Genomic DNA, 22,668 nt, shown 5'->3' on the forward strand with positions numbered 1-22,668 from the left:
AAAGAGAAAGATTATGGTTTTAGAAAATGCTCGCATTGGTAATTATATTTGTGAGCCGATTTATGAAATTGATGGTAAGTTATTGGCCTTTGAGTTGCTCACGCGTTTTATCGGTATGGATAGAAGCAGTAAGGCATCAGCTTCCTCAGAATTCATCATAAATTTAATGAGCTATGCTATGAAAGAACGCCTGCTTACCCAACAGGTGGAGCTGATATCGGCCCATGCCGAATATTTTCAAGAGCAGGTTGTTTTCTTGTCAATAAATATCGATTCCGATATGGCGGAAATTATCATTGCCAATAATGAACTCCGTGCTCGCCTCCAGTCCTTGCCTTTTATTCGTTTGGAAATAAACGAGAGTTTCCCAAATTTAACCGACGGCCAGCGAAATCCGCTATTACACTTCCTATCACAGCATTTTACCTTATGGCTGGATGATTTTGGCTCAGGCAAGGCACATTTTATCGCCTTAAACGATCGGCTATTCGAGTATGTGAAAATTAACAAAGAATTTTACTGGGAACAGGTTAACAATCCGATTTTCCTGATACTGATTGGTGAAATAGCAAAATTTTGCCAAGGTATTATTGTCGAAGGAGTCGAACGCCAAGAACAGGCGGAAGAATTATACGACACCGGTATCCATGCCATGCAGGGCTACCTTTGGCCGGATGTGGCGCTGGAAAATATCGGCGCCTACCGGCCGAGCGGCGGGAGCTACTGCCGATAGGTTGCCTGGCATGGTGGTTCAATTATGCCAAAGTGCGTGGTCAGATGATGGCAAAGCGGATTTTTTAGTATAAAATTCCCGAAAAGCCGGCAATCGCTAACGGGCCACTCATGAGAAAAATCACCTGGATATTTATCGTCATCGCCATCGGCGTATGGTATTTCACCAAAGATAACCAAAAAAGCGCGCCCCCGGCTAACCCCTCCGCGGTACAGCAAAGCAAAAGCTAACCCGCATCCCGCTGCCGATGCATGGATGGGCATTGCCATTATTCGGTCTTCAAACCAGATAATAATTAATCTGTGAAGTGGCTCACTCAAATCTTGCATTTATTGCCAAGATTGGCATAAAAGTGGCATTAAGCCGAAGGCGTCGGCCCCATGTGCTTTCCTACACTACCCCCCTTGTCAGGTATTCGTTCCGCTGCGTATTTCTCTTTCTCGGTATTCGACTGTCGCGGTGGTATATCCGCTTTTGAAAAGGAATAGATTGATGGGTAGTTCTATTGTAATGGGGATAATATGGCATTTCGTTGGCGCCGCCAGCGCGGCGTGCTTTTATGCCCCGTTAAAAAGAGTCCGACACTGGAGCTGGGAGACTATGTGGTCCCTGGCAGGGTTTTTTTCATGGATTATTTTGCCTTGGTGCGTGAGTTATATCTTATTGCCGGATTTTTGGGCCTATTACGGCTCATTTTCCCTGGCGACGTTGCTACCGGTATTTTTATTCGGCGCCATGTGGGGCATCGGCAATATTAATTATGGCCTGACCATGCGTTATCTCGGCATGTCGATGGGCATCGGTATCGCTATCGGCATTACGCTGATTATCGGTACGCTGATGACGCCGGTATTGCAGGGTAAATTTTCGGTTCTCACCGGCACTCCCGGCGGGCGCATTACCTTGTTAGGGGTGGCGGTAGCGGTGATTGGGGTGGGCATAGTTTCTTATGCCGGGGTGCTGAAAGAGCGTAAACTGGGTATCCGCACCGAAGAATTCAATCTGAAAAAAGGGTTGGTGCTGGCGGCGCTGTGCGGCATATTTTCCGCCGGCATGTCATTTGCCATGGACGCGGCCATTCCCATGCACGAGGCGGCGAAAAATGCCGGCATCAGTCCGCTGTATGTCGCATTGCCCAGCTATGTGGTGATTATGGGCGGCGGCGCGGTGATCAATCTGGCGTACTGTATTATCCGCCTGGCCACCAAGCGCGAACTGTCGATTAAGGCCGATCTGTCGGTGGCCAAATCCTTGCTGATCGCCAACGCGCTGTTTTCCATTCTCGGCGGCGTAATGTGGTACCTGCAATTCTTCTTCTATGCCTGGGGACATGCCAATATTCCTACCGAATACTCCTATATAAGCTGGATGCTGCATATGAGCAGCTACGTACTGTGCGGCGGTATTGTCGGACTGGTATTAAAAGAGTGGAAGGGCGTGGGTAGAAGACCGGTAGGCGTATTGAGCATCGGCGGGCTGGTCATTATCCTGGCGGCCAATATCGTCGGCATCGGCATGGCGTCTTAATCGGATGGCTCTCAAGGATGAGAGCCATTTCGGCGTCACGCACGCACATACCGGGAATGCCCGCATAGCGTCAAAGTAAGAGCATGTTTATTTGCCCGGCAGCGCCAGCGCGTGGCCCGCATTCGCCGGCCTTTTCACGTCGCTGCTTTTCTGGAACCGCTGGCGGTATTCCCGCGGCGCGACGCCAAACGATTGATTAAACACCACGGAAAAGTAATTACTGTCGTCAAAGCCGCACAGCGACGCCACTTCACCAATGGTCTGCTGGCCGTGGCGCAGCAAATCCATGGCTTTGCATAACCTGAGCTGCCGCAGATATTGATTTACGCCCATGCCGGTTTGCTGTTTAAACAAGGCCTTCAGGCCGCGGGCATTTAACTGGTGCCGCCGGCAAAAATCATCCAGCCGGAACGGTTCGGCAATGCTGACGCGCAGGGCCATCAGCAACAAATCCAACTGCTCGGCGTCAGAAGGCAACGGACTGTCGGGCGCGTGGCGAAAACGCATCAGCAACAGCGCCACCTGCAAGAATAACGCCTCGCTCAGCATCACCGACAGCGCGTCGGTCCTCATGCATTCGCGCGCCAGCGCGTCCACCTGCCGGCGCAGCACCGACATGCCCGGCGTGCTCAACCGCCAGTAGCGTTGCGGCTGCGCCGCTTCATTCCCCGGTAGCAATGCCCGCCAGTCGGCGGCCAGCGTCAACTGGTCGCGGCAATAGAGAATATTATCCAGCTCAAGATCGTTGACCGACTCATAGCTGTGCCGGTCGCCGGCGTTGATATAAAACAAATCGCCGCAGGTGATGGCGTAAGGCACGTCATTAAGAATATGCAGCCCGTTGCCGCGCCAGACAATCACCAATTCGTTGAAATCATGGTGGTGGGTAGGGAACGCCGGCTGGGGATGACGGTCGGCAACCGTTATCCCGTTTTTACTTGTCAGGAAATAGTCGGTTGTCGCCAGTTTCAGGCCAGACACCATCACACCCTCCCGGCATAAATATCAGGGAGAAGATAATGGCATGGCGGGGAAATTAAAAATTTGAAATCGGCGGCATTTGTCACATTTCCCGGCAAATGAGCGTTATGACGGGTCGCCGCTGCGCAACATTTTTGGCGAATGGGAAAATTCGCGCCGAAATTGCGTGGAGAAATGGTTACTGTCGCTAAAACCACAGGCATGGGCAATCTCGGTAATGGTTTTGTCGCTTTGCAGCAGGCGTTTGCGGGCTTCCAGCAACCGCAGCCGGTTAAGATAACGCTGGGGCGTCATGCCGGTCCGCTGCTTTAACTGGCGATGCAGGGTGCGCAGCGGCAGTGAAAATTGTTCGGCCAGAACCAGCCAATCGATATCGTTATAAAAATTATGCTGCAACCAGCGTAGCAACTCTTGCAGGCGCTGCTCGCGGGAGCCGTCCTCCCCGCCGTTTTGAAAACATCCGTGGCGCAACATGATCAACAACTGCAAGAATTGTCCTTCGCTGGCCGCGATGCCCTCGGGGGAAGAGTCCGCCGTAAGTTCGCTAAGCGTGTGGATGTACTGCTTGGCCAACTGCATTTCGGCATGGTTGATCTGCCAGTTGACCTGATTGTCCGGCGAGTCCTGGGAGGGGAGAAAACGGCTGATATCCGTCAGGAAACGAAATTTCCCGGGGGCGCGGTACAGGATATTGATCAAATTAAGATCGTCGACGTTTTCAAATAAATGATGATCGTCGGCGCGAATAAAGCAGACCGTACCGCTGCCCAAAACATAAGGCTGATCGTTAAAAACGTGAATGCCCGACCCTTTTTCCACCAGCACGATCTCCCAGAAATCATGATAATGCTCGGGGAAAGCGCTTTGCGGTACACGGGGTTCAATGGCGATGGTGGCGTCTTGGGAACTAAAAAAATCCTCACCATAAAGTCGCGTCATTTTCGTTACCTCACCATTTTACGAAGTTTCATAATAAGACGCGATTGTGAAACTTAACCTTGAATAAATGACCGCCATTGACGGCATTTAGGTTATTTTTTTAAGATTAGCCCGATGATGATCAAATTTGTGGCAGCGATCACAGGCGCGGGGTAGATAATTTATCTCGACGTGAATAATCGGGTCATTTATTGTCAGAGTGATATTTTTGTGATGGGATTCACATTCATCTTTACGATTCTGCCACCGCGATCAAACCGGTGGCATTCACCGGAAGGTGGCGGCATAAATATGTTCTTACACTGCGGTCATAGGATTAATGAGGAATATCCACTATGGCCGTGCGTAATATTGTTGCTGTCGACCTCGGTGCTTCCAGCGGCCGGGTAATGCTGGCCCAATGGCATTCAGCATCACAGAAAATAACCCTTAAAGAAATTCATCGCTTCGCGAATACCTTTATTTCCCTGGACGGGCAGGATTGCTGGGATCTGGATAAACTGGAACAGGAAATTCTCACCGGCCTGATGGCGCTGGATAACGCCGGCACCGTCATCGACAGTATCGGCATCGATACCTGGGGCGTGGATTACGTCTTGTTGGACGCCGCGGGCAAACGGGTCGCCGCCCCGGTTTCTTACCGCGATCACCGTACCGACGGCGTGATGCCCGCGGTGCTGGAGGATTTGGGACGCGAGACGATTTACCAGCGTACCGGTATCCAGTTTTTGCCTTTTAACACCCTATATCAGCTTAAAGCCTGGCGTCAGCAGCAGCCGGCCTGCCTGGAGCGAGTGGCGCATTTAGTCATGATCCCGGATTATTTTTATTTCCGGCTGACCGGCACGCTGAACTGGGAATATACCAACGCCAGCACCACCCAATTACTGAATCTGGCCACTGGGGACTGGGATCAATCCTTGCTGGATTATCTGGACATTCCCCGCCGTTGGCTGGGCGCTCCAACGCCTCCGGGCAATAAACTGGGATATTGGATCAGCCCCAACGGGCAGGCCGCGCCGGTGGTCGCCGTGGCCACCCATGACACCGCGAGCGCGGTGGTGGCCGCGCCGTTGCATACCGACGGCTGCGCCTATCTTAGCTCGGGCACGTGGTCCCTGATGGGTATCGACAGCGAACGGCCGTTTAATGATGCCGCCGCGCTGGCCATGAATATTACCAATGAGGGGGGCATCAACGGCCGTTTCCGGGTACTGAAAAATATCATGGGCTTATGGCTGTTGCAGCGCATCTGCGCCGAACTGGCGGTGGACGACCTCAAAGGCCTGGTGGCGCAGGCCGCCGGTCAAACGCCGTTTCGCAGCCTGATCAATCCCAACGACGATCGGTTTATCAACCCCCCGTCGATGGTTGACGCCATTCGCCAGTTCTGCCGCGAAAACGGCCAGCCGGTGCCAGAGGACGCCGCCGCCCTGGCGCGCTGCATTTTCGACAGCCTGGCCATGCTCTACCGGCAGGTGCTGCTGGAATTGGCCTCCCTGCGCGCGGCGCCGCTGACCGGCCTGCATATCGTCGGCGGCGGCTGCCAGAACGATCTGCTCAACCAACTTTGCGCCGATACTTGCCAGATCCAGGTAACCGCCGGTCCGGTGGAAGCGTCGACCCTGGGCAATATTGGCTGTCAACTGATGGCCCTTGATGAAGTCAAGGACGTCGCCGTCTGGCGCGACGCGGTGGAAGAGAATTTCGCCGCGCGTTATTACACCCCTAATCCAGATCCCCATTTCGCTACCTATTGGCAACGTTTTTTGGCGCTCTGCCACCTGAAAGAGGAAGTCTTATTATGAGTCAATCCGTAGAACAAGCCTGGCAATTGGCCAAACAAAGGTTTGCCGATATCGATGTCAATGTCGACGGCGCCCTGGAATTACTCGATACCCTGCCGGTATCCATGCACTGCTGGCAGGGGGATGACGTGGCCGGGTTTGAAAATACCGGCGGCGCCCTGACCGGGGGAATCCAGGCTACCGGCAACTATTTCGGCAAAGCCCATAACGCCCAGGAACTGCGGGCCGATTTGGAACAGGCGTTCAGCCTGATCCCGGGGCCGAAACGTCTGAACCTGCACGCCATCTATTTGGAGGCCGAAGGCAAAGTCGAACGCAACGAAATCGAACCCAAACATTTTGCCCGCTGGGTTAGCTGGGCGCGGGAGCATCAACTGGGGCTGGACTTCAACCCCACCTGCTTTTCCCATCCGCTGAGCGCCGACGGTTTTACCTTGTCCCATGCCGATAAAGGCATTCGCCAGTTCTGGATTGAACATTGCCAGGCCAGCCGCCGCATTTCGGCCTATTTCGGCCGCGAGCTGGGCACCGCCTCGGTGATGAACATCTGGGTTCCCGACGGCATGAAAGATGTCACCATCGATCGCCTGGCGCCGCGCCAGCGGCTGCAGTCGGCACTGGATGAAGTTATCGCGGAAAAACTCGATGCCAATCACCATATCGACGCCGTGGAAAGCAAGCTGTTCGGCATCGGCGCGGAGAGCTATACCGTCGGTTCCAGCGAATTTTGCCTGGGATATGCCACCAGCCGCGGCACCGCATTGTGTCTTGACGCCGGCCATTTCCATCCCACCGAAGTGATCTCCGACAAGATCTCCAGCGCCATTTTGTATGTGCCGCGCCTGCTGCTGCATGTGAGCCGCCCGGTGCGCTGGGACAGCGACCATGTGGTATTGCTGGATGATGAAACCCAAGCCATCGCCAGCGAAATCGTACGCCAAAAGCTGTTTAACCGCGTACATATCGGCCTGGATTTCTTCGATGCCTCCATCAATCGCATCGCCGCCTGGGTTATCGGCACCCGCAATATGAAAAAAGCGTTGCTGCGCGCGCTGCTGGAACCCACTGAAAAACTGCGTCTGCTGGAACAGCAGGGCGACTACACGGCGCGCCTGGCGCTGCTGGAAGAACAAAAATCGCTGCCTTGGCAGGCGGTGTGGGACAAATATTGCCAATCACATGATGTGCCGGTAGGCGGCGATTGGCTGCAAACGGTACGCGAGTATGAAAGTTCCACTTTAAGTAAACGTTGAGGGTAGCAAATTATGCAAACAATACTGACTTCCTGGTTTGTGCAGGGCATGGTGAAAGCGACCACCGACATGTGGCTTAAAGGCTGGGATGAGCGCAACGGCGGCAATGTCAGCCTGCGCCTGACCCCGGAGGACGTAGCGCCGTATCGGGACGAGTTTACGCCCCGGCCGCGTACCGAAGCGCTGACCGAGTCGGTGCCTGAGCTGGCCAATACCTATTTCCTGGTGACCGGCTCAGGCAAGTTTTTCCGCAACGTCCAGCTATCGCCGTCGGATAACCTGGTGTTGTTGCAGGTGAATGCCGCGGGCGACGGCTACAGCATCCTGTGGGGGCTGACCGCCGGCGGCCTGCCGACCTCGGAGCTGGCGTCGCACTTCCAGTCGCACGTGGTGCGCCAAGAGGTGACCCAGGGCAGCGGACGGGTGATTATGCACTGCCATGCCACCAACCTGATTGCCTTGAGTTTTGTGCTTAAGCTCGATAGCGCCCATTTTACCCGCGAACTGTGGGAAGGCAGCACCGAGTGCCTGGTGGTGTTCCCCGACGGGGTTGGCATCGTGCCGTGGATGGTGCCCGGCACCGACGGCATCGGCAACGCTACTTCGGCGCAGATGCGTTCTCATTCCCTGGTGTTATGGCCTTTCCACGGCATTTTCGCCACCGGCCCGACCCTGGATGATGCCTTCGGCCTGATCGATACGGCGGAAAAATCGGCGGAAATCATGGTCAAGGTGCGCTCCATGGGCGGCAAAAAACAGACCATCAGCCGTGACGAACTGATTGCGCTGGGGCAGCGTTTCGGCGTAACGCCGATGGCGTCGGCGCTGGATGTCGAGTAGGGAACATCGGCCCGCGACGTGCCGATAAACAACGGAAAGAGCAGCAACCATGATTAGAAAAGCCTTTATCATGCAGGTTAATCCCGACGCCCATGAGGAGTACCGGCGTCGCCATAACCCCATTTGGCCGGAGCTGGAGCAAACCCTGAAAGCCCATGGCGCCCATCATTACAGCATTTTCCTAGACGAGGAACGCCATTTGCTGTTTGCCTACGTGGAGATGGATTCCGAAGCGCGCTGGGATGAGGTGGCGTCAACCGATGTTTGCCAGCGCTGGTGGCGGCATATGACCGACGTCATGCCGGCCAATGCGGACAACAGCCCGGTGAGCGCAGAGCTGCGGCCAGTGTTTTATCTGGAGTAAGTTATCTGGAATGAGGGTGGCGCACGGCCAATAGCTGTTCAAACCAGCTTTCCAGAATGATCACGGCGGAGCCGGCATCGATCCGGCCTTTGTTCAACGCGCGGTAACCGCCGCGCTCGAACAGGTCGGCCCGGGCCTCGACGGTGCTCAGCCGTTCGTCATGCAGCACCACTTCAAAACCGAAACGACCGTGCAGCCGGTTGGCGAATTTGCGCGCCCGCAGGGTAAGCGGCTGTTCGGTGCCATCCATATTCAGCGGCAGCCCGACCACGATCACGTCCGGCTGCCACTCCTGCAATAATTTTTCCACTTGCTGCCAGTCGGGAACCCCTTCCTGGGCCTTGAACGCCGTCAGCGGCCGCGCGGTACAGGTGATCTCCTGGCCGATGGCCACGCCGATGCTTTTGGTGCCGAAATCAAATGCCATCATGGTACGGTTAGTCATTACGCATGGCCCGCTTCGTTGGCGATATTATGTATATCGATGCCCAATTTTCGCGCCGCGTCGCGCCAGCGCGCCGCGATGGGCGTGCGAAACAGGATGTCGCTGTCGGCGGGAGATGTCAGCCAGGCATTTTCCAGCAGTTCCTGCTCCAGCTGGCCCTTCTCCCAACCGGCATAACCCAGCGCCACCAGCACATCCTGCGGCTGCTGCGCGGTGCCCAGGGTTTCCAGCACATCTTTGGACGTAGTGATCATGGTTTCTTCGGAAATACTGATGCTGGAGCCAAATCCTTCCTGGGGCGTATGCAGGATAAAACCCCGATCGTCCGCCAGCGGGCCGCCGGCGAAGACCGGTTTGTCCAGGCGGATGGCCGGGTCGCGTTCAGCCGGCATGATCTTAAGTTTATGCAATACGCTCTCAACGGTAAATTGCTCAACCGGTTTGTTGATAACGAGCCCCATGGCCCCGTCATCGTTATGCTCACAGATATAGATCACTGAGCGTTTAAACAAGGGGTCTTGTAGCGAGGGCATGGCGATAAGAAAGTGATGCTGTAAATTCATTCTGTCTTTTTTAGGTAAATAGTTTAATAAATAGGCGAAGTGCAGTATGCGGGTAAATGGCCAATAAGTCACTGGCTGCAAGCTAAATCAGCCCGCAGCCTGTGTAAAATCAGCCTTTGTCGCGGCCCAGGCGTTTCTCGATGGCGTCCATCAGCATACCGGTGATGGAAATGGGAAAGGCCGCCTCTATCTCCCGCACGCAGGTGGGGCTGGTGACGTTAATTTCCGTGAGCTTGTCGCCGATAATATCCAGGCCGACAAAAATCAGCCCTTTCTCTTTTAATATCGGACCGACGTCACGGGCGATTTTCCAATCGCTTTCGGTGAGCGGCCGGGCTTCGCCGCGCCCGCCCGCGGCCAGGTTGCCGCGCGTTTCGCCGCTTTTGGGAATGCGCGCCAGGCAGTAGGGCACCGGTTCGCCGTCCACCACCAGCACCCGCTTATCACCGTCCTTGATTTCCGGCAGGAAGTTTTGCGCCATGCAGAAATGCTGGCCGTAACCGGTGAGGGTTTCAATAATTACCGACAGGTTGGGGTCCTCTTGCTTCACGCGGAAAATCGAGGTGCCGCCCATGCCGTCCAGGGGTTTGAGGATAATATCGCCGTGCTGCTGCCAGAACGCGCGGATATGATCGTCGCGCCGGCTGACCAGCGTGTCCGGGGTATGATGGGCGAACCAGGCGGTAAACAATTTTTCATTGCAGTCGCGCAGGCTGCGCGGCTTGTTGACGATTAAGGCGCCTTTATCTTCGGCCCGCTCAAGAATGTAAGTGGCATAGATAAATTCGGTATCGAACGGCGGGTCCTTGCGCATCAGGATCACGTCCAGATCGCCGAGTTCGATATCCTGTTCGCCGTGAAAACTATACCACGCGTCATAATCCTGCTTGACCGCCAGCAGGCGGGTAGTGGCGCGGGCTTCGCCGCCGCGCAGGTATAACGAGCTCATCTCCATGTAATGGATTTGCCAGCCGCGGCGTTGTGCTTCGAGCAGCATAGCGAAACTGGTATCTTTTTTGATATTGATGGACGAAATCGGGTCCATCACGATGCCAAGCTTTAACATTCTTTTCTCCTTTAACCCAGATCGCCGAAACGCACCTGCAAAGCGGTGATGGCGGTGAGAGCTGTGGTTTCTGTGCGCAAAACACGGGGCCCCAGCTGGATTTCAGTAAATCCGTGGCGTGAGGTCATAGCAATTTCTTCTGCGGTCAAGCCGCCTTCGGGGCCAATCAGCAGCCGCACGTTGTTCACCGGCAACGGCAGCGTATTGATACTGTGCGGCGCGCGGGGATGCAGGTTAAGTTTAAGACCGTCATCCTGTTCGGCGCACCACGCTTCCAGGGGCATGGCGTCCCTGACCAGCGGCAGGCTATTGCGCCCGCACTGCTCGCAGGCGCTGATGGCGATTTTTTGCCATTGCTGGATTTTTTTGCCGAGACGCTCGCCGTCCAGCTTGATGCCACAGCGCTCGGAAAACAATGGGGTAATGACGTTGACCCCTAATTCAATTGATTTCTGGATGGTGAATTCCATTTTTTCACCGCGGGACATCACCTGGCCCAGATGCAGGCGCAGGGGTGATTCAACATTCGCGGGGCGGGACGCGAGAATGTTGGCCACCACGTTTTTTTTGCCCGCCTGGGTAATCTGCGCCTCGAAAATATGATTGCTGCCGTCAAACAAGTGCAGCAGCTGGCCTTCCGCCATGCGCAGGACCCGGGTCAAATAGTGCGCGGCATCTTCGCTTAACGCCACGGTACCGGTCGCCGGGAGCGGCCCGGAATGATAAATACGCGGTATTCGCATGTTGGTATCGTTTAATCCTGATGACAAGTGGGGCGCGCGTGGGCGATTCGCGGCCGGAAGTTGCCCTGCGGCGCGCGGTGCGGGCAAGCAGCGCCGCGCAGGGGTGTTTCGCCGGGTTGTTTCATAGTAGGCCAGCTGTTTTATGGCTGGCAAGCGCGTTGAATATAAGGATTGGCATTACCCTGCACCGCTTCGATGCGCCGGTTGCGCGTACATTCCCAGGCGGTAACCGGATACTGCCGATCCCACACCTCGAACAGCTGGGTTTGCTGGGATGATAGGCGCAGATGGTAACGATCGCGCATATAAAAATAGGTACGGGCAATGGCGCCGCGGGCGCGGGCCGGCGGCTCCGCCTGTTTGAATTTAAAGTCCACCTTCATGGCGCACCGGCCGTACTGGCCTTCTCCGCCGCGCCACTGGCTGTACTGGAAATTGGCCCGATCGCCATTGACCTCGCCTATGGCGGGTTGCAGGTTATGCAGGTCATTTTCCATCCGGCGGTAGTCGGCGTCCTTGGCGCAATTTTTGCGTCCGCCGTCCCGCCAGCACTGATGCTGATGGCCAAACTCCCAGGCCGGCATTACGTGCTCCCATTCTATGCGGTTGGCGCGCAGGGCGCTTTTACGTACCTGGTAGCCGCAGGACTCCAAATCCGGCGTGCCTTTTTTCCCTTGCCAGCTGATTTTGCAACCGCAGTAAAAGGAACCTGGCGCGTCCTGGTTGATCTTGACCGCCGCGGCCTTCGCCTGACTGAAATTGTTGATGCCGCCCGCCAGCGCGGCGCCGGAAAGCAGCATAAAGGAAAGGCACAGCAAAGTAATGGTACGTGGCATGGTCGGATATTCAATAAAAAGGAAAAAAGCAGGGTATCGAATCCCGGTGCCGCAGGCAAATCGAAGCGGAAAAAAAGCGCCAATGCCGCAGACGCCGAGCGGATCGCCAGCGTCAGGTCGAACGGTCCGCTTATCCTGAAAGTAAATGGCTTGTTGAATAAACGTGACTTACATCACTTTTTTTTGATCCTACTCTGGTCCCTGAAAATGTGACCCTTCTCGATCACATCATTTGCCGTTTTGCATACTATAGTCGGGAAGTTGTACATAATTGTCTATAGACAACTCAGGATGTTCAGGTGCGCGCCATGAAATCACTAAGTAAGAATTCCCAGATCCCACTCTACCAGCAGGTGGCGGAGTGGATAAGAGAGAGTATCTACACCGGGGAGCTGGTGGAGGATGACCGTATTCCCTCTGAATTCCAGATTATGGACATGCTGGAAGTCAGCCGGGGCACCGTCAAGAAGGCGGTCGCCCAGCTGGTTAAAGCCGGGACGCTGGTTCAGGTTCAGGGAAAAGGCACCTTTGTCAAAAAGGAGAACATCGCCTACCCGCTGGGTGAAGGATTATTGTCGTTTGCAGAATCCCTGGAAAGCCAAAAAATCAACTTCAGCACCAGCGTGGTAACGGCTCGTATTGAACCAGCCAACCGGTTTGTCGCTGAGAAGCTGCAAATAAAACCGGGGCAGGACATTTTATATCTTGAACGCCTGCGTTCTATTGGCGATGAAAAGGCCATGCTGATTGAGAACCGTATCAATATTGAGCTTTGTCCGGGCATAACCGAAGTGGATTTTAACAAGGAAAATTTGTTTCCAACGATCGAGCGCCTTTCCCAGCAAAAAATCCGCTATTCGGAAAGTCGCTACGCGGCCCGGTTAATTGGTAATGAACGCGGACATTTTCTGGATATTAGCGATGAAGCCCCGGTATTACATCTGGAGCAGCTGGTTTTTTTCTCCCGTACCTTGCCCGTTGAGTTCGGCAATGTCTGGCTGAAAGGTAATAAATACTACCTGGGCACCATCCTGCAACGCCGGGAGGTGAGTTGAGGCAGCGCTGATAATCGCCCGAGGTTTATCAAACCGGGAATTCGTCGAGTTAACGTTATGAGTGAGGAATTTATGCAGGGGATTGAATTCAAATCCGAGTACGTGCAACACCTCCCCGCGGGAATGAGTGTCGATGCGCTCATCCGCCAACTGGCGCAGCCGCTGATTGCAGACGGACAGGTCGCCGAGGATTTTGCCGACCATGTCCTGGCGCGCGAGCAGACATTTCCTACCGGTCTGCCTACCGAGCCGGTTGGCGTGGCGATACCGCATACCGATCACCGTCATGTGCGCCGCAATGCCTTTGGCCTTGGTATTCTGCCGGAGCCGGTGACCTTCGCGGATATGGGCGGCGAGCCGGAGCCGGTGCCGGTACGCGTGGTTTTCTTACTGGCGCTGAGTGAAAGTAACAAGCAGCTCAATGTGCTGGGCTGGATAATGGATCTGATTCAGGATGGCGGGTTTATGCGGCAATTACTCGCCATGAGTAATGAACAAATTCACCAGGCCATTTTTGATAAACTGAATGAAAGAGGTGAAATATGAGCCAGACTATTTTATTTGTATGCGCCACCGGCATCGCGACTTCCACCGCGGTTGCTGAAAAAGTAATGGAATATTGTAAGGAACAAGGGCTGGATGTTAATTATTCACAAACTAATGTCGCGTCCCTGCCGAGCAATACCGAAGGTGCGACTTTAGTGGTATCCACAACGAAAGTGCCTTATGAATTGGATATTCCGGTCGTTAATGGCCTGCCTATAATTACGGGTATAGGCGAGGATAAGGTGCTGGAAAAAATAGTATCGATCCTGAAAGACCAAAAATAATTAATTTAACCAAATCCGATAAATTTATACAGGCGCTAACGCGAGGTCCCGTTACGTCTGCAACAGGGGTTTTCCATGAATGAAATAGCCCATACCCTATACACAGTCGTGCAATATATCCTGGGTTTCGGCCCGACCGTGCTATTGCCGCTGGTACTGTTTATTCTTGCTCTGTTCTTTAAAGTAAAACCGGCCAAAGCGCTGCGTTCATCCCTCACGGTCGGTATCGGCTTCGTGGGGATTTATGCCATTTTCGACATTCTGACCAGCAATGTGGGACCTGCTGCCCAGGCCATGGTGGAACGTACCGGCATTAACCTGCCGGTGGTGGACCTTGGCTGGCCGCCGCTGTCCGCCATCACCTGGGGTTCGCCGATCGCGCCTTTCGTGATCCCCCTGACCATCCTGATTAACGTGACTTTACTGGCGCTGAACAAGACGCGTACCGTCGATGTGGATATGTGGAACTACTGGCACTTTGCCTTGGCCGGTACCCTGGTGTACTACAGTACGGGCAGTTTCGTATTTGGCCTGCTGGCCGCCGGCATCGCCGCGGTGGTGGTGCTCAAACTGGCCGACTGGTCGGCGCCGATGGTGCAGAAGTATTTCGGTCTGGAGGGCATTTCGTTGCCGACGCTTTCCGCTGTGGTGTTCTTCCCGATCGGGCTGCTGGTGGACAAAATCATCGAAAACATCCCGGGTCTTAACCGTATCCATATCGATCCGGAAACCGTGCAGAAGAAACTCGGCATCTTCGGCGAGCCGATGATGGTGGGCACCATCCTTGGCGTGCTGCTGGGCGTTATCGCCGGTTATGACTTCAAACATATCCTGTTATTGGGTATCAGTATCGGCGGGGTGATGTTTATTCTGCCGCGCATGGTCCGCATCCTGATGGAAGGCCTATTGCCTTTGTCGGAGGCCATCAAAAAATATCTCAATGCAAAATATCCGGGGCGCGATGATTTATATATCGGGTTGGATATCGCGGTGGCGGTGGGTAACCCGGCAATTATCTCGACGGCGCTGTTGCTGACGCCCATTTCAGTCTTCATCGCTTTTGTTCTGCCGGGGAATAAAGTGCTGCCGCTCGGGGATCTGGCGAATCTGGCGGTGATGGCGTCAATGATTGCGCTGGCCTGTCGCGGCAATATCTTCCGCACCCTGCTGGGGGCGATTCCGGTGATTGCCGCGGACCTGTGGATCGCCACCAAAATCGCGCCGTTTATTACCACCATGGCGAAAGACGTCAACTTTAAATTCGCCGAAGGTTCCAGCGGCCAGGTTTCCAGTTTCCTGGACGGCGGCAATCCATTTCGTTTCTGGCTGCTTGAGATTTTTAACGGCAACCCGATCGCTATAGGTTTGGTGCCGGTAATCGGCCTGGTGCTGTATGCCGTGTTCCGACTGACACGGGGAACCGTATATGCCTGATTTCAGCGCGGCCATCGTCATTGATATCGGTACCACCAATTGTAAAGTCACCTGCTTTTCCTGCCAGGATGCCGCGCGGCTGGGGGCCAGGAAATTTGTTACTCCCAAACTGATATCGGCGCAGGGTGCGGTTGATTTCGACATCGACCGGCTATGGCTGGAGGTGATGGCGGCAATGTCCGGCCTGGCGGCGGAATCACCGCTGCCGGTGGCGCGCATCAGTATTGCCAGCTTTGGTGAATCTGGTGTGTTCATTGATGATAAGGGAGAAATCCTGACGCCGATGCTGGCCTGGTATGACCGCCGCGGCGAAGAATATCTGGCGGCGCTGAGCGGGGAGGAACGCGAAAGGCTGTATGCCATCAGCGGGTTACCGCCGCACAGTAATTACTCCGCTTTCAAAATGCGCTGGTTGCTGGATCGCTATCGATTACACGGACGGGAAGATATCTGCTGGCTGCATGCCCCTGAATTACTGCTGTGGAGGCTTACCGGACAAAGACGCACCGATATCACGCTTGCCAGCCGCACCCTTTGTCTGGATGTCAGCCAAAGCACCTGGTCACGGGAGGCGGCCGGTATTATGCAGTTGCCGTTTACCGCCTTTGCGCCGCTGCTGACGCCGGGGGAGGTCGCGGGCCGGGTCACCCCCGAACTGGGCGGCGCGTTAGGCTTTAGCGGACCCGTCAGCGTCACGCTGGCAGGACATGACCATATGGCGGGCGCCCGGGCCCTGCAAATGAGGACGGGAGAAGTATTGAACTCAACGGGGACGACGGAAGGCATTCTGCTGCTCAATTCCCGGCCCACGTTGAGCGTACAGGCGAGTCGGGACAAGCTGGCCAATGGCCGTTATTCGCTACCGGATCTCTATACCCTGTTCGCCTCTTTGCCGGTCGGCGGTTTTGCCCTGGAATGGTTGAGCAAAACCTTTCGTTTTACCTCCGGCGAAATCGAGGCCGCGCTGCAACGCGGCTACCAGCATTATCTGGACGAGATGTGGACGCTGGAGGATGTGCCGGTATTTATTCCCCATCTGCGTGGTTCGGGATCGCCGCATAAGAACCGCCATACCAGGGGACTGCTGTATGGCCTGGGCGACAGCCTGTCGATCGATACGCTGATCGCCGCTATTTCGCTGGGACTGGCGATGGAATTCGCCAATTGCTTCGCCTGCTTCAGCGTCCCCGCGGGGCAAACGCTGAAGGTGATCGGCCCGGCCACCGGTAATCCGCTCTGGCTGCAACTAAAGGCCGATATTTTGCAGCGCCCGGTGGACGCCATTGCTTTTGATGAAGCCGTTTCGGTCGGCGCGCTGCTCACCGCCTGTCCGACGCTGACGCCGCCTGACGTGACCGTCGCCGCGCGTTATATGCCCGATGGGCGGCGATATCAGGCATTACAACGTTTTCAACTACGCTGGCGGGCGTTTTACCGCTTCAAACTTCAGCAGGAAGGGGTCATTACTGAATAAGCCAAGGCGGCGCGGAATGTTTAAGCAGATTGCTTAAATAAAATAACACCGTAATTACCGCATTATTTTATGCGCTATTGGAAAATCCGGGGTAGAAAATTTAAATTCGTTTTTATGTTAGCAACCATAACCGAGGAACATACCATGCCATTAGTTAATGGAAAGATTCTGCTCGACCGTATTCGCGAGAAGAGAGTGCTTGCGGGTGCGTTTAATACCACGAATCTGGAAACCACAATTTCAATCCTGAATGCTATTGAACGCTCCGGATTACCTAATTTTATTCAGATCGCACCGACCAATGCCCAATTGTCAGGTTACGATTATATCTATGAAATCGTTAAGCGGCATGCCGATAAAATGGATGTCCCGGTAAGTTTGCATCTCGATCATGGTAAGTCGCTGGATGATGTGAAACAGTCGGTGCGCGCTGGTTTCACCTCGGTGATGATTGACGGCGCGGCGTTTTCATTTGAGGAAAATATTGCGTTTACGCGTGAAGCGGTTGATTTCTGCAAATCATTTGGTGTGCCCGTGGAAGCAGAGCTAGGGGCCATCCTTGGCAAAGAAGACGATCATGTCAGTGAGGCCGATTGCAAAACCGAACCTGAAAAAGTAAAGGCGTTCGTCGAGCAAACCGGCTGCGACCTGCTCGCGGTCTCGGTGGGCAATGTCCATGGCCTGGAAGATATTCCCCGCATTGATATTCCGCTGCTCCAGCGTATTGCCGCGGTGTCCCCGGTGCCGCTGGTTATTCATGGCGGTTCGGGCATCCATGAGGATATCCTGCGCAGCTTCGTCAATTACAATGTTGTCAAAGTGAATATCGCCAGCGACCTGCGAAAAGCCTTTATAACATCCGTAGGCAAAGCCTATGTTGATAATAACAATGAGGCAAACCTGGCCCGCGTAATGGCGCGCGCAAAATCTGCGGTTGAAGAGGATGTTTATGCCAAAATTCTGATGATGAATAAAGGCCATCGTTATATTCGCAAAGCATCGTAAGGTTCAGCGGAATATTCTGAGGATAGTATGATCAGGCAAAGCGTAAAAGTCATAAACAGTACGGGGTTACATGCCCGGCCGGCTGCTTGTTTAGCCAAGATGGTAAAAAAATATAATTCATCACTTATCCTGATAAACAACGGGAAGGAAATCCCGATTAAAGGGATGATGAGTATATTAGGCGCCGGCGTGAAAGGAAATACCACGATTGATTTGCTGTGCGACGGTCAGGATGAGCATGAGTTTATGGATGAACTTAAAACGGAATTTGCCCGTGGTTTCGGTGAAGACGAATAGCTATTCCAGCCTTTAAGTTGATTTGATTGCCGACCCGCCAACAAACCTGCCGTAGCGCAGGTTTGCTATTTTCCGTGCAGCAAGGCTGCCGGTGGGCATTACGACTTCGCGGTAGCTTGCTCGTAGCGTAAAATGTCGCCGCAGTGGCGGCAGCGGTACTGGGCCTCGCCGCGCAGGATGCGATTATGGCGGCGGACCGTCAAATCATGGGTTTGGCATGAACAGAGATAGCGGTAGGTGTGGGTGCGTATGGTGGCCAAGTCGAAATCATGGGTGCGGCGGGGTTCCGTATGCAGCACGTGGGTCATCATCCAGCGCCACTCCTTGCCGTGGGGCGCTACGCGGCCGAACTGGCGGTATACCAATAAATGCGCCAGTTCGTGGGGGATCACCTCATCGATAAAGGTTTCCTGGTTGGCCAGCAAGAGCACCGGGTTCAGCCGGATTTCCCATTGATCGAGCCAGGCGGTGCCCGCCGAGGTGCCACGCTGCTTATAGGCGATCGCCGGTTCGGGAAAAGGGCAATGGAAATGCGCTTCGGCCGCGCGCAGTTTAGCGCGCAAACACTGCATAATGGCCTGATGAAGGGCGATAGGGATGCGGGTCGGTTTCATAACGGCAAGATTAACCGGCGGGCCGCGCAGATGCAAGTCGCGCCGGGGCAAGAACTTTCGCCCGGGCGGCACGAAAAAAAGCGCTATTCCCGTTCAGGAATAGCGCTTTGTTCAGCGAATCGGCAATCGGCTATAACGCCGGCGGCTGATTAATTTTTGTCGCCGATGTCACGCAGGCGTTTGCCGGTCATCAGGTTACGCTCGATGTGTTCCAGGGAAATATTCTTGGTTTCCGGAATCAGCCAGAGCGTCAGGATAATAAACAGGACGTTCAGCGCGCCGTAGACCCAGAACGTGTTGGCGTTCCCCAGTTTATCCAGCATGGTCAGGAAGGTGGCGCCGACGATCATGTTGGCGATCCAGTTGGTAGCCGTAGAGACGGTGATACCAAAATCGCGGCCTTTCAGCGGCTGGATTTCGGAACACAGCACCCAAATCAGCGGGCCGGCGCTCATCGCAAAACCAACGATAAACATCATCAGCATAATGATGGCGAAGTATTTCATAAACACGGTTTCAACGCCCAGGTGCAGCAAGGCGCCCAGGACGCCCATGCCCACCGCCATCACCAGGAAGCCCAGTTTCAGGGTCGGTTTACGGCCCCAGCGATCGACTAGGCCGATAGCGATAAAGGTGGCCAGCACGTTGACCAGGCCGACAATCACCGTCCCCCACATTTGATCGGAAGTGCTTGAGAACCCGGCGATGCCGAAAATTTTCGGCGCATAGTACATAATCACGTTCATACCGGTGAACTGCTGCATGACCTGCAACAATACCCCCAGATAGACCGCGCGGCGGAAATTGCTATTGCTGGTAAACAGCGCCCAGCCGCTTTGCTTGATTTTCAGGCTTTCACGGATTTCATCCAGTTCTTTTTTGGCTTGCTCGGAGGTATCGCGCAGCATATTCAACACTTTCTGCGCTTCGACATACCGACCTTTAGCCGCCAGCCAGCGCGGGCTGCCGGGCAGGAACAGTACGCCGATAAACAGCAATACCGCCGGAATGGTGATGATGCCCAGCATCCAGCGCCACGAGCCGCTATAGCTAAAGCCGGTATCCGACAGGTAGGCCGCCAGGATGCCGATGGTGATCATTAACTGATACATGGAGATCATGCTGCCGCGAATTTTTTCCGGCGCGATTTCCGACAGATACAACGGCGCGGTATAAGAAGCGACGCCTACGGCCAGACCCAGGATAACCCTGGCCACTACCAGGAATTCCACATTGGGGGCAAACGCGGAGCATAACGAACCGATGACAAACAGCGTTGCGCCGATCAGCAGGCTATATTTACGTCCGAGCTTGGCCGAAAGCCAGCCCGCACCCACCGCGCCAACCGCGGCGCCAAACATCATTGAACTGACCACCCACTCCTGTTGATGAGCGGTGATCTGGAAATCATCGGCCAGGAACGGCAGCGCCCCGGCGATTACGCCAATATCCAAGCCAAATAGCAGGCCGGCAAGGGCGGCCATGAAACAAACAAAAAAAGTGATGCGAGCATTGGAGCTGCCTGACTTATGTGTGGCAGTACTCAAATTGGCAGTACTCATGGTACCTCCCTAATAAATGCAAAATTATTAATCGAGCATGTTAAGTAAACGCATGAAGGAAAAGTGTGCTCTGGATCACAATGATGTAATCGCTTACACACGCTTATGCCGCTTTTCCAGCATTTACGTCCATACGGTCACGGGTAATCCAGCTAAAATCATGTATTCGATTACGCGGGCGTGATGAAGCAGCGGGATAGTTCACTGATGGCTGAAAACGAAGCGGTGATAAGGTTATTTATTACTTTTTGTAATAGTTAACATTATGATAATTATCAATATATTTATCTGTAATCGTTTTCAGGGCCAGTCAAAAAAAACGGCGATCTTAACGATCACCGTTTATTAGTGTAGCCGAATAAAATTTTTTGGTGGGACGACTTACTTCAAACCGGCGGCGTCGCGCAGCAGTTCGGCTTTATCGGTTTTTTCCCAAGGGAAATGCTCGCGGCCGAAGTGGCCGTAGGCCGCCGTTTCACGGTAGATGGGCTGCAGCAAGTCCAGCATGGTGATGAGGCCGTAAGGGCGCAGATCGAAAAATTCACGCACCAATTGCGCCAGCTTTTCGGTGGAAACTTTACCCGTGCCGAAGGTTTCAATGGTGATGGACGTGGGTTCCGCCACGCCGATGGCGTAGGACACCTGAATTTCGCAGCGGTCCGCCAGTCCTGCGGCCACGATGTTCTTCGCCACGTAACGGGCGGCGTAAGCGGCGGAGCGGTCGACCTTTGACGGGTCCTTGCCGGAAAACGCGCCGCCGCCGTGACGGGCCATGCCGCCGTAGGTATCGACGATAATTTTACGTCCGGTCAGGCCGCAGTCGCCCATGGGGCCGCCGATGACAAACCGGCCGGTGGGATTGATGAAATATTTAGTGGTCGACGTGAGCCATTCGGCGGGCAGTACCGGCTTGATGATCTCTTCCATGACCGCTTCTTGCAGATCGCGCAGCGACACGTCTTCGGAATGCTGGGTGGAAAGCACTACCGCGTCGATACCGACGATTTTGTCGTTATCATAAGCAAAGGTGATCTGGCTTTTGGCATCCGGACGCAGCCAGGGCAGGGTGCCGCTTTTACGCACCTGCGACTGCCGCGCCACGAGGCGGTGGGCATAGGTAATCGGCGCGGGCATCAGCACTTCGGTCTCGTTGGTGGCGTAACCGAACATCAGGCCCTGGTCGCCGGCGCCCTGTTCCAGCGGGTCGCTGCGATCGACGCCCTGGTTGATATCGGGAGACTGTTTGCCGATGGCGCTGAGCACGGCGCACGAATTGGCGTCGAAACCCATATCCGAATTGATATAGCCGATTTCGCGGATGGTGCTGCGCGTCAGCTCTTCAATGTCCACCCAGGCGCTGGTGGTGATTTCACCGCCGACCAGCACCATACCGGTTTTTACAAATGTTTCGCAGGCCACGCGCGCCTTGGGATCTTGTGCCAGGATCGCATCAAGCACGGCGTCGGAAATCTGATCCGCGATTTTATCAGGATGTCCTTCTGAAACGGATTCGGACGTAAATAGGTGTTTAGCCATCGGTCTCTTTACCTTAAAATACGGGTTAGAAATGACTGCGTAGCGCTGGGTCAAGCCATCAGAGAAAAGCGATTTTCTGACGATGGCGTTACGCGTCCTGCAACGTCCCGCGGATAACGTCGTTAGTTAGCAGTAAAACAGTTAAACTATCATGTTTAGATGGATTAACTTCTGGATGGCTATTCTAGGACACCCCCCGGCAAAATTACCAGCAATTTTTTCGCCCTAAAAGCCTTTGCGCCGGCCGTATGGCGCCGATAAAGTATGCATAGTTAATTTATTTTTTGCTTTTTATCAGCGTTGGCTGTATAAATTCGCGCGCACGAACCGCGCAGATGTGAATGTCTTCCATTTACATCCGGTAACTTTTTTTTGCCCCGGCCCGGCATAGCATGCCAAGCGCCGGTATGACTGGGAGGTGGCACAGTTAATGATTCGCAACGCTTCGATCGTCTCCGATCGCATCCTCCCTTGTCCGGCATATCCGGCATACTATACTTCTGCTGCGTTCCCCTTAGCTTCCGGCCGATATTGCCGATATTGCCGACATCAGGGCGGGGCCAGGGAATCCATGGCCGGTTAATCACCGCCGGGAACTGAACCAGGGCCTAGAGGCCTTTCATGCGGCCCATTTTCATGGGTATTCCCCATCCCGTCTCACGGAGTTCATCAAGGTGTTTTACAATTACTGTATTGATGTACCGGATGCCTATAGCGTCCGGCGGCGTTTATTGCCGTTGGCGGGCTGCGCGCGCAAGCATAA

Annotated in this window: 23 protein-coding genes; 13 read left to right on the top strand and 10 right to left on the bottom strand. The window is 54.5% G+C overall.

The window, feature by feature from the left end:
- The first annotated feature begins 13 nt into the window (after positions 1 to 13).
- Complete coding sequence (locus ACL2XP_RS02935) at positions 14 to 733, top strand: EAL domain-containing protein (RefSeq protein WP_413737080.1); 720 nt, start codon at positions 14 to 16, stop codon at positions 731 to 733.
- Positions 734 to 1,225: 492 nt separating this feature from the next.
- Positions 1,226 to 2,260, top strand: coding sequence for an L-rhamnose/proton symporter RhaT (rhaT, locus tag ACL2XP_RS02940; protein WP_413737081.1), 1,035 nt, complete (start codon positions 1,226 to 1,228; stop codon positions 2,258 to 2,260).
- Between the two features lie 87 nt (positions 2,261 to 2,347).
- Here the strand turns inward: rhaT and rhaR are convergent, their stop codons facing one another.
- Positions 2,348 to 3,244, bottom strand: a complete 897-nt coding sequence (rhaR, locus tag ACL2XP_RS02945) for an HTH-type transcriptional activator RhaR (RefSeq protein ID WP_413737082.1) — start codon at positions 3,242 to 3,244, stop codon at positions 2,348 to 2,350.
- Positions 3,245 to 3,346: 102 nt separating this feature from the next.
- On the bottom strand, positions 3,347 to 4,180 hold the full coding sequence (rhaS, locus tag ACL2XP_RS02950) for an HTH-type transcriptional activator RhaS (protein WP_413737083.1): 834 nt from the start codon (positions 4,178 to 4,180) through the stop codon (positions 3,347 to 3,349).
- 335 nt (positions 4,181 to 4,515) lie between these two features.
- Between rhaS and rhaB the strand changes: the two genes are divergently transcribed.
- The 4 genes from rhaB to rhaM are packed head-to-tail and all read left to right on the top strand — an operon-like array spanning position 4,516 to position 8,445.
- The gene (rhaB, locus tag ACL2XP_RS02955; RefSeq protein WP_413737084.1) at positions 4,516 to 5,988 is read left to right on the top strand and encodes a rhamnulokinase; all 1,473 of its coding nucleotides are present in this window, start codon (positions 4,516 to 4,518) and stop codon (positions 5,986 to 5,988) included.
- On the top strand, positions 5,985 to 7,241 hold the full coding sequence (locus ACL2XP_RS02960) for an L-rhamnose isomerase (RefSeq protein WP_413737085.1): 1,257 nt from the start codon (positions 5,985 to 5,987) through the stop codon (positions 7,239 to 7,241). Before rhaB ends, ACL2XP_RS02960 begins: the two co-directional genes overlap by 4 nt.
- Positions 7,242 to 7,253: 12 nt before the next feature.
- Positions 7,254 to 8,081: a rhamnulose-1-phosphate aldolase gene (gene rhaD / locus ACL2XP_RS02965; RefSeq protein ID WP_413737086.1), complete on the top strand. Its 828-nt coding sequence runs from the start codon at positions 7,254 to 7,256 to the stop codon at positions 8,079 to 8,081.
- A gap of 49 nt (positions 8,082 to 8,130) precedes the next feature.
- Positions 8,131 to 8,445, top strand: coding sequence for an L-rhamnose mutarotase (rhaM, locus tag ACL2XP_RS02970; protein ID WP_413737087.1), 315 nt, complete (start codon positions 8,131 to 8,133; stop codon positions 8,443 to 8,445).
- Position 8,446: 1 nt separating this feature from the next.
- Here rhaM and ruvX read toward each other — a convergent pair whose 3' ends face one another.
- The 5 genes from ruvX to endA all read right to left on the bottom strand — a co-directional run bounded on the left by ruvX (position 8,447) and on the right by endA (position 12,098).
- A complete protein-coding gene (ruvX, locus tag ACL2XP_RS02975; protein WP_413737088.1) occupies positions 8,447 to 8,890 on the bottom strand; it encodes a Holliday junction resolvase RuvX in 444 nt (147 codons plus the stop codon).
- Entirely contained in the window at positions 8,890 to 9,453 is a 564-nt protein-coding gene (locus ACL2XP_RS02980) for a YqgE/AlgH family protein (RefSeq protein ID WP_413737089.1), read from the bottom strand. Before ACL2XP_RS02980 ends, ruvX begins: the two co-directional genes overlap by 1 nt.
- Before the next feature lie 109 nt (positions 9,454 to 9,562).
- Positions 9,563 to 10,519 carry a glutathione synthase gene (gene gshB, locus ACL2XP_RS02985; protein WP_413737090.1) on the bottom strand — a complete coding sequence of 319 codons (957 nt, stop codon included), beginning with the start codon at positions 10,517 to 10,519 and terminating at the stop codon, positions 9,563 to 9,565.
- An 11-nt stretch (positions 10,520 to 10,530) separates the two neighbouring features.
- Entirely contained in the window at positions 10,531 to 11,262 is a 732-nt protein-coding gene (gene rsmE, locus ACL2XP_RS02990) for a 16S rRNA (uracil(1498)-N(3))-methyltransferase (protein WP_413737091.1), read from the bottom strand.
- A 140-nt stretch (positions 11,263 to 11,402) separates the two neighbouring features.
- A complete protein-coding gene (gene endA / locus ACL2XP_RS02995; protein ID WP_413737092.1) occupies positions 11,403 to 12,098 on the bottom strand; it encodes a deoxyribonuclease I in 696 nt (231 codons plus the stop codon).
- A gap of 308 nt (positions 12,099 to 12,406) precedes the next feature.
- Here endA and ACL2XP_RS03000 point away from each other — a divergent pair, with 308 nt between their 5' ends.
- The 7 genes from ACL2XP_RS03000 to ACL2XP_RS03030 all read left to right on the top strand — a co-directional run bounded on the left by ACL2XP_RS03000 (position 12,407) and on the right by ACL2XP_RS03030 (position 18,193).
- Positions 12,407 to 13,153, top strand: a complete 747-nt coding sequence (locus tag ACL2XP_RS03000) for a GntR family transcriptional regulator (RefSeq protein WP_413737093.1) — start codon at positions 12,407 to 12,409, stop codon at positions 13,151 to 13,153.
- A gap of 72 nt (positions 13,154 to 13,225) precedes the next feature.
- The gene (locus tag ACL2XP_RS03005; protein ID WP_413739066.1) at positions 13,226 to 13,699 is read left to right on the top strand and encodes a PTS sugar transporter subunit IIA; all 474 of its coding nucleotides are present in this window, start codon (positions 13,226 to 13,228) and stop codon (positions 13,697 to 13,699) included.
- On the top strand, positions 13,696 to 13,983 hold the full coding sequence (locus tag ACL2XP_RS03010; protein WP_413737094.1) for a PTS sugar transporter subunit IIB: 288 nt from the start codon (positions 13,696 to 13,698) through the stop codon (positions 13,981 to 13,983). The genes ACL2XP_RS03005 and ACL2XP_RS03010 overlap by 4 nt, the downstream gene beginning before the upstream one ends.
- Positions 13,984 to 14,058: 75 nt before the next feature.
- Positions 14,059 to 15,417, top strand: coding sequence for a PTS galactitol transporter subunit IIC (locus ACL2XP_RS03015; protein ID WP_413737095.1), 1,359 nt, complete (start codon positions 14,059 to 14,061; stop codon positions 15,415 to 15,417).
- Complete coding sequence (locus ACL2XP_RS03020) at positions 15,410 to 16,891, top strand: FGGY-family carbohydrate kinase (protein WP_413737096.1); 1,482 nt, start codon at positions 15,410 to 15,412, stop codon at positions 16,889 to 16,891. Before ACL2XP_RS03015 ends, ACL2XP_RS03020 begins: the two co-directional genes overlap by 8 nt.
- A 144-nt stretch (positions 16,892 to 17,035) precedes the next feature.
- Positions 17,036 to 17,896: a class II aldolase gene (locus ACL2XP_RS03025; protein ID WP_413737097.1), complete on the top strand. Its 861-nt coding sequence runs from the start codon at positions 17,036 to 17,038 to the stop codon at positions 17,894 to 17,896.
- Positions 17,897 to 17,923: 27 nt separating this feature from the next.
- The gene (locus ACL2XP_RS03030; RefSeq protein WP_413737098.1) at positions 17,924 to 18,193 is read left to right on the top strand and encodes an HPr family phosphocarrier protein; all 270 of its coding nucleotides are present in this window, start codon (positions 17,924 to 17,926) and stop codon (positions 18,191 to 18,193) included.
- A gap of 98 nt (positions 18,194 to 18,291) precedes the next feature.
- On the opposite strand, the gene ACL2XP_RS03035 is transcribed toward ACL2XP_RS03030, so the two are convergent.
- The 3 genes from ACL2XP_RS03035 to metK form a co-directional block, all read right to left on the bottom strand.
- The gene (locus ACL2XP_RS03035) at positions 18,292 to 18,807 is read right to left on the bottom strand and encodes a SprT family zinc-dependent metalloprotease (protein WP_413737099.1); all 516 of its coding nucleotides are present in this window, start codon (positions 18,805 to 18,807) and stop codon (positions 18,292 to 18,294) included.
- A gap of 149 nt (positions 18,808 to 18,956) precedes the next feature.
- Entirely contained in the window at positions 18,957 to 20,369 is a 1,413-nt protein-coding gene (locus ACL2XP_RS03040; protein WP_413737100.1) for a sugar porter family MFS transporter, read from the bottom strand.
- A gap of 381 nt (positions 20,370 to 20,750) precedes the next feature.
- A complete protein-coding gene (gene metK, locus ACL2XP_RS03045; protein WP_413737101.1) occupies positions 20,751 to 21,905 on the bottom strand; it encodes a methionine adenosyltransferase in 1,155 nt (384 codons plus the stop codon).
- Positions 21,906 to 22,668: the final 763 nt, after the last annotated feature.

The sequence above is a fragment of the Sodalis sp. RH21 genome (genome assembly GCF_047324175.1).
In the GTDB taxonomy this organism is placed as follows: domain Bacteria; phylum Pseudomonadota; class Gammaproteobacteria; order Enterobacterales; family Enterobacteriaceae; genus Acerihabitans.

Excerpts from the sequence above, each read along its gene's own strand:
- ACL2XP_RS02935 (WP_413737080.1), top strand. The coding sequence starts at position 14 with ATGGTTTTAGAAAATGCTCGCATTGGTAATTATATTTGTGAGCCGATT.
- rhaT (WP_413737081.1), top strand. The coding sequence starts at position 1,226 with ATGGGTAGTTCTATTGTAATGGGGATAATATGGCATTTCGTTGGCGCC.
- rhaR (WP_413737082.1), bottom strand. The coding sequence starts at position 3,244 with ATGGTGTCTGGCCTGAAACTGGCGACAACCGACTATTTCCTGACAAGT.
- rhaS (WP_413737083.1), bottom strand. The coding sequence starts at position 4,180 with ATGACGCGACTTTATGGTGAGGATTTTTTTAGTTCCCAAGACGCCACC.
- rhaB (WP_413737084.1), top strand. The coding sequence starts at position 4,516 with ATGGCCGTGCGTAATATTGTTGCTGTCGACCTCGGTGCTTCCAGCGGC.
- ACL2XP_RS02960 (WP_413737085.1), top strand. The coding sequence starts at position 5,985 with ATGAGTCAATCCGTAGAACAAGCCTGGCAATTGGCCAAACAAAGGTTT.
- rhaD (WP_413737086.1), top strand. The coding sequence starts at position 7,254 with ATGCAAACAATACTGACTTCCTGGTTTGTGCAGGGCATGGTGAAAGCG.
- rhaM (WP_413737087.1), top strand. The coding sequence starts at position 8,131 with ATGATTAGAAAAGCCTTTATCATGCAGGTTAATCCCGACGCCCATGAG.
- ruvX (WP_413737088.1), bottom strand. The coding sequence starts at position 8,890 with ATGACTAACCGTACCATGATGGCATTTGATTTCGGCACCAAAAGCATC.
- ACL2XP_RS02980 (WP_413737089.1), bottom strand. The coding sequence starts at position 9,453 with ATGAATTTACAGCATCACTTTCTTATCGCCATGCCCTCGCTACAAGAC.
- gshB (WP_413737090.1), bottom strand. The coding sequence starts at position 10,519 with ATGTTAAAGCTTGGCATCGTGATGGACCCGATTTCGTCCATCAATATC.
- rsmE (WP_413737091.1), bottom strand. The coding sequence starts at position 11,262 with ATGCGAATACCGCGTATTTATCATTCCGGGCCGCTCCCGGCGACCGGT.
- endA (WP_413737092.1), bottom strand. The coding sequence starts at position 12,098 with ATGCCACGTACCATTACTTTGCTGTGCCTTTCCTTTATGCTGCTTTCC.
- ACL2XP_RS03000 (WP_413737093.1), top strand. The coding sequence starts at position 12,407 with ATGAAATCACTAAGTAAGAATTCCCAGATCCCACTCTACCAGCAGGTG.
- ACL2XP_RS03005 (WP_413739066.1), top strand. The coding sequence starts at position 13,226 with ATGCAGGGGATTGAATTCAAATCCGAGTACGTGCAACACCTCCCCGCG.
- ACL2XP_RS03010 (WP_413737094.1), top strand. The coding sequence starts at position 13,696 with ATGAGCCAGACTATTTTATTTGTATGCGCCACCGGCATCGCGACTTCC.
- ACL2XP_RS03015 (WP_413737095.1), top strand. The coding sequence starts at position 14,059 with ATGAATGAAATAGCCCATACCCTATACACAGTCGTGCAATATATCCTG.
- ACL2XP_RS03020 (WP_413737096.1), top strand. The coding sequence starts at position 15,410 with ATGCCTGATTTCAGCGCGGCCATCGTCATTGATATCGGTACCACCAAT.
- ACL2XP_RS03025 (WP_413737097.1), top strand. The coding sequence starts at position 17,036 with ATGCCATTAGTTAATGGAAAGATTCTGCTCGACCGTATTCGCGAGAAG.
- ACL2XP_RS03030 (WP_413737098.1), top strand. The coding sequence starts at position 17,924 with ATGATCAGGCAAAGCGTAAAAGTCATAAACAGTACGGGGTTACATGCC.
- ACL2XP_RS03035 (WP_413737099.1), bottom strand. The coding sequence starts at position 18,807 with ATGAAACCGACCCGCATCCCTATCGCCCTTCATCAGGCCATTATGCAG.
- ACL2XP_RS03040 (WP_413737100.1), bottom strand. The coding sequence starts at position 20,369 with ATGAGTACTGCCAATTTGAGTACTGCCACACATAAGTCAGGCAGCTCC.
- metK (WP_413737101.1), bottom strand. The coding sequence starts at position 21,905 with ATGGCTAAACACCTATTTACGTCCGAATCCGTTTCAGAAGGACATCCT.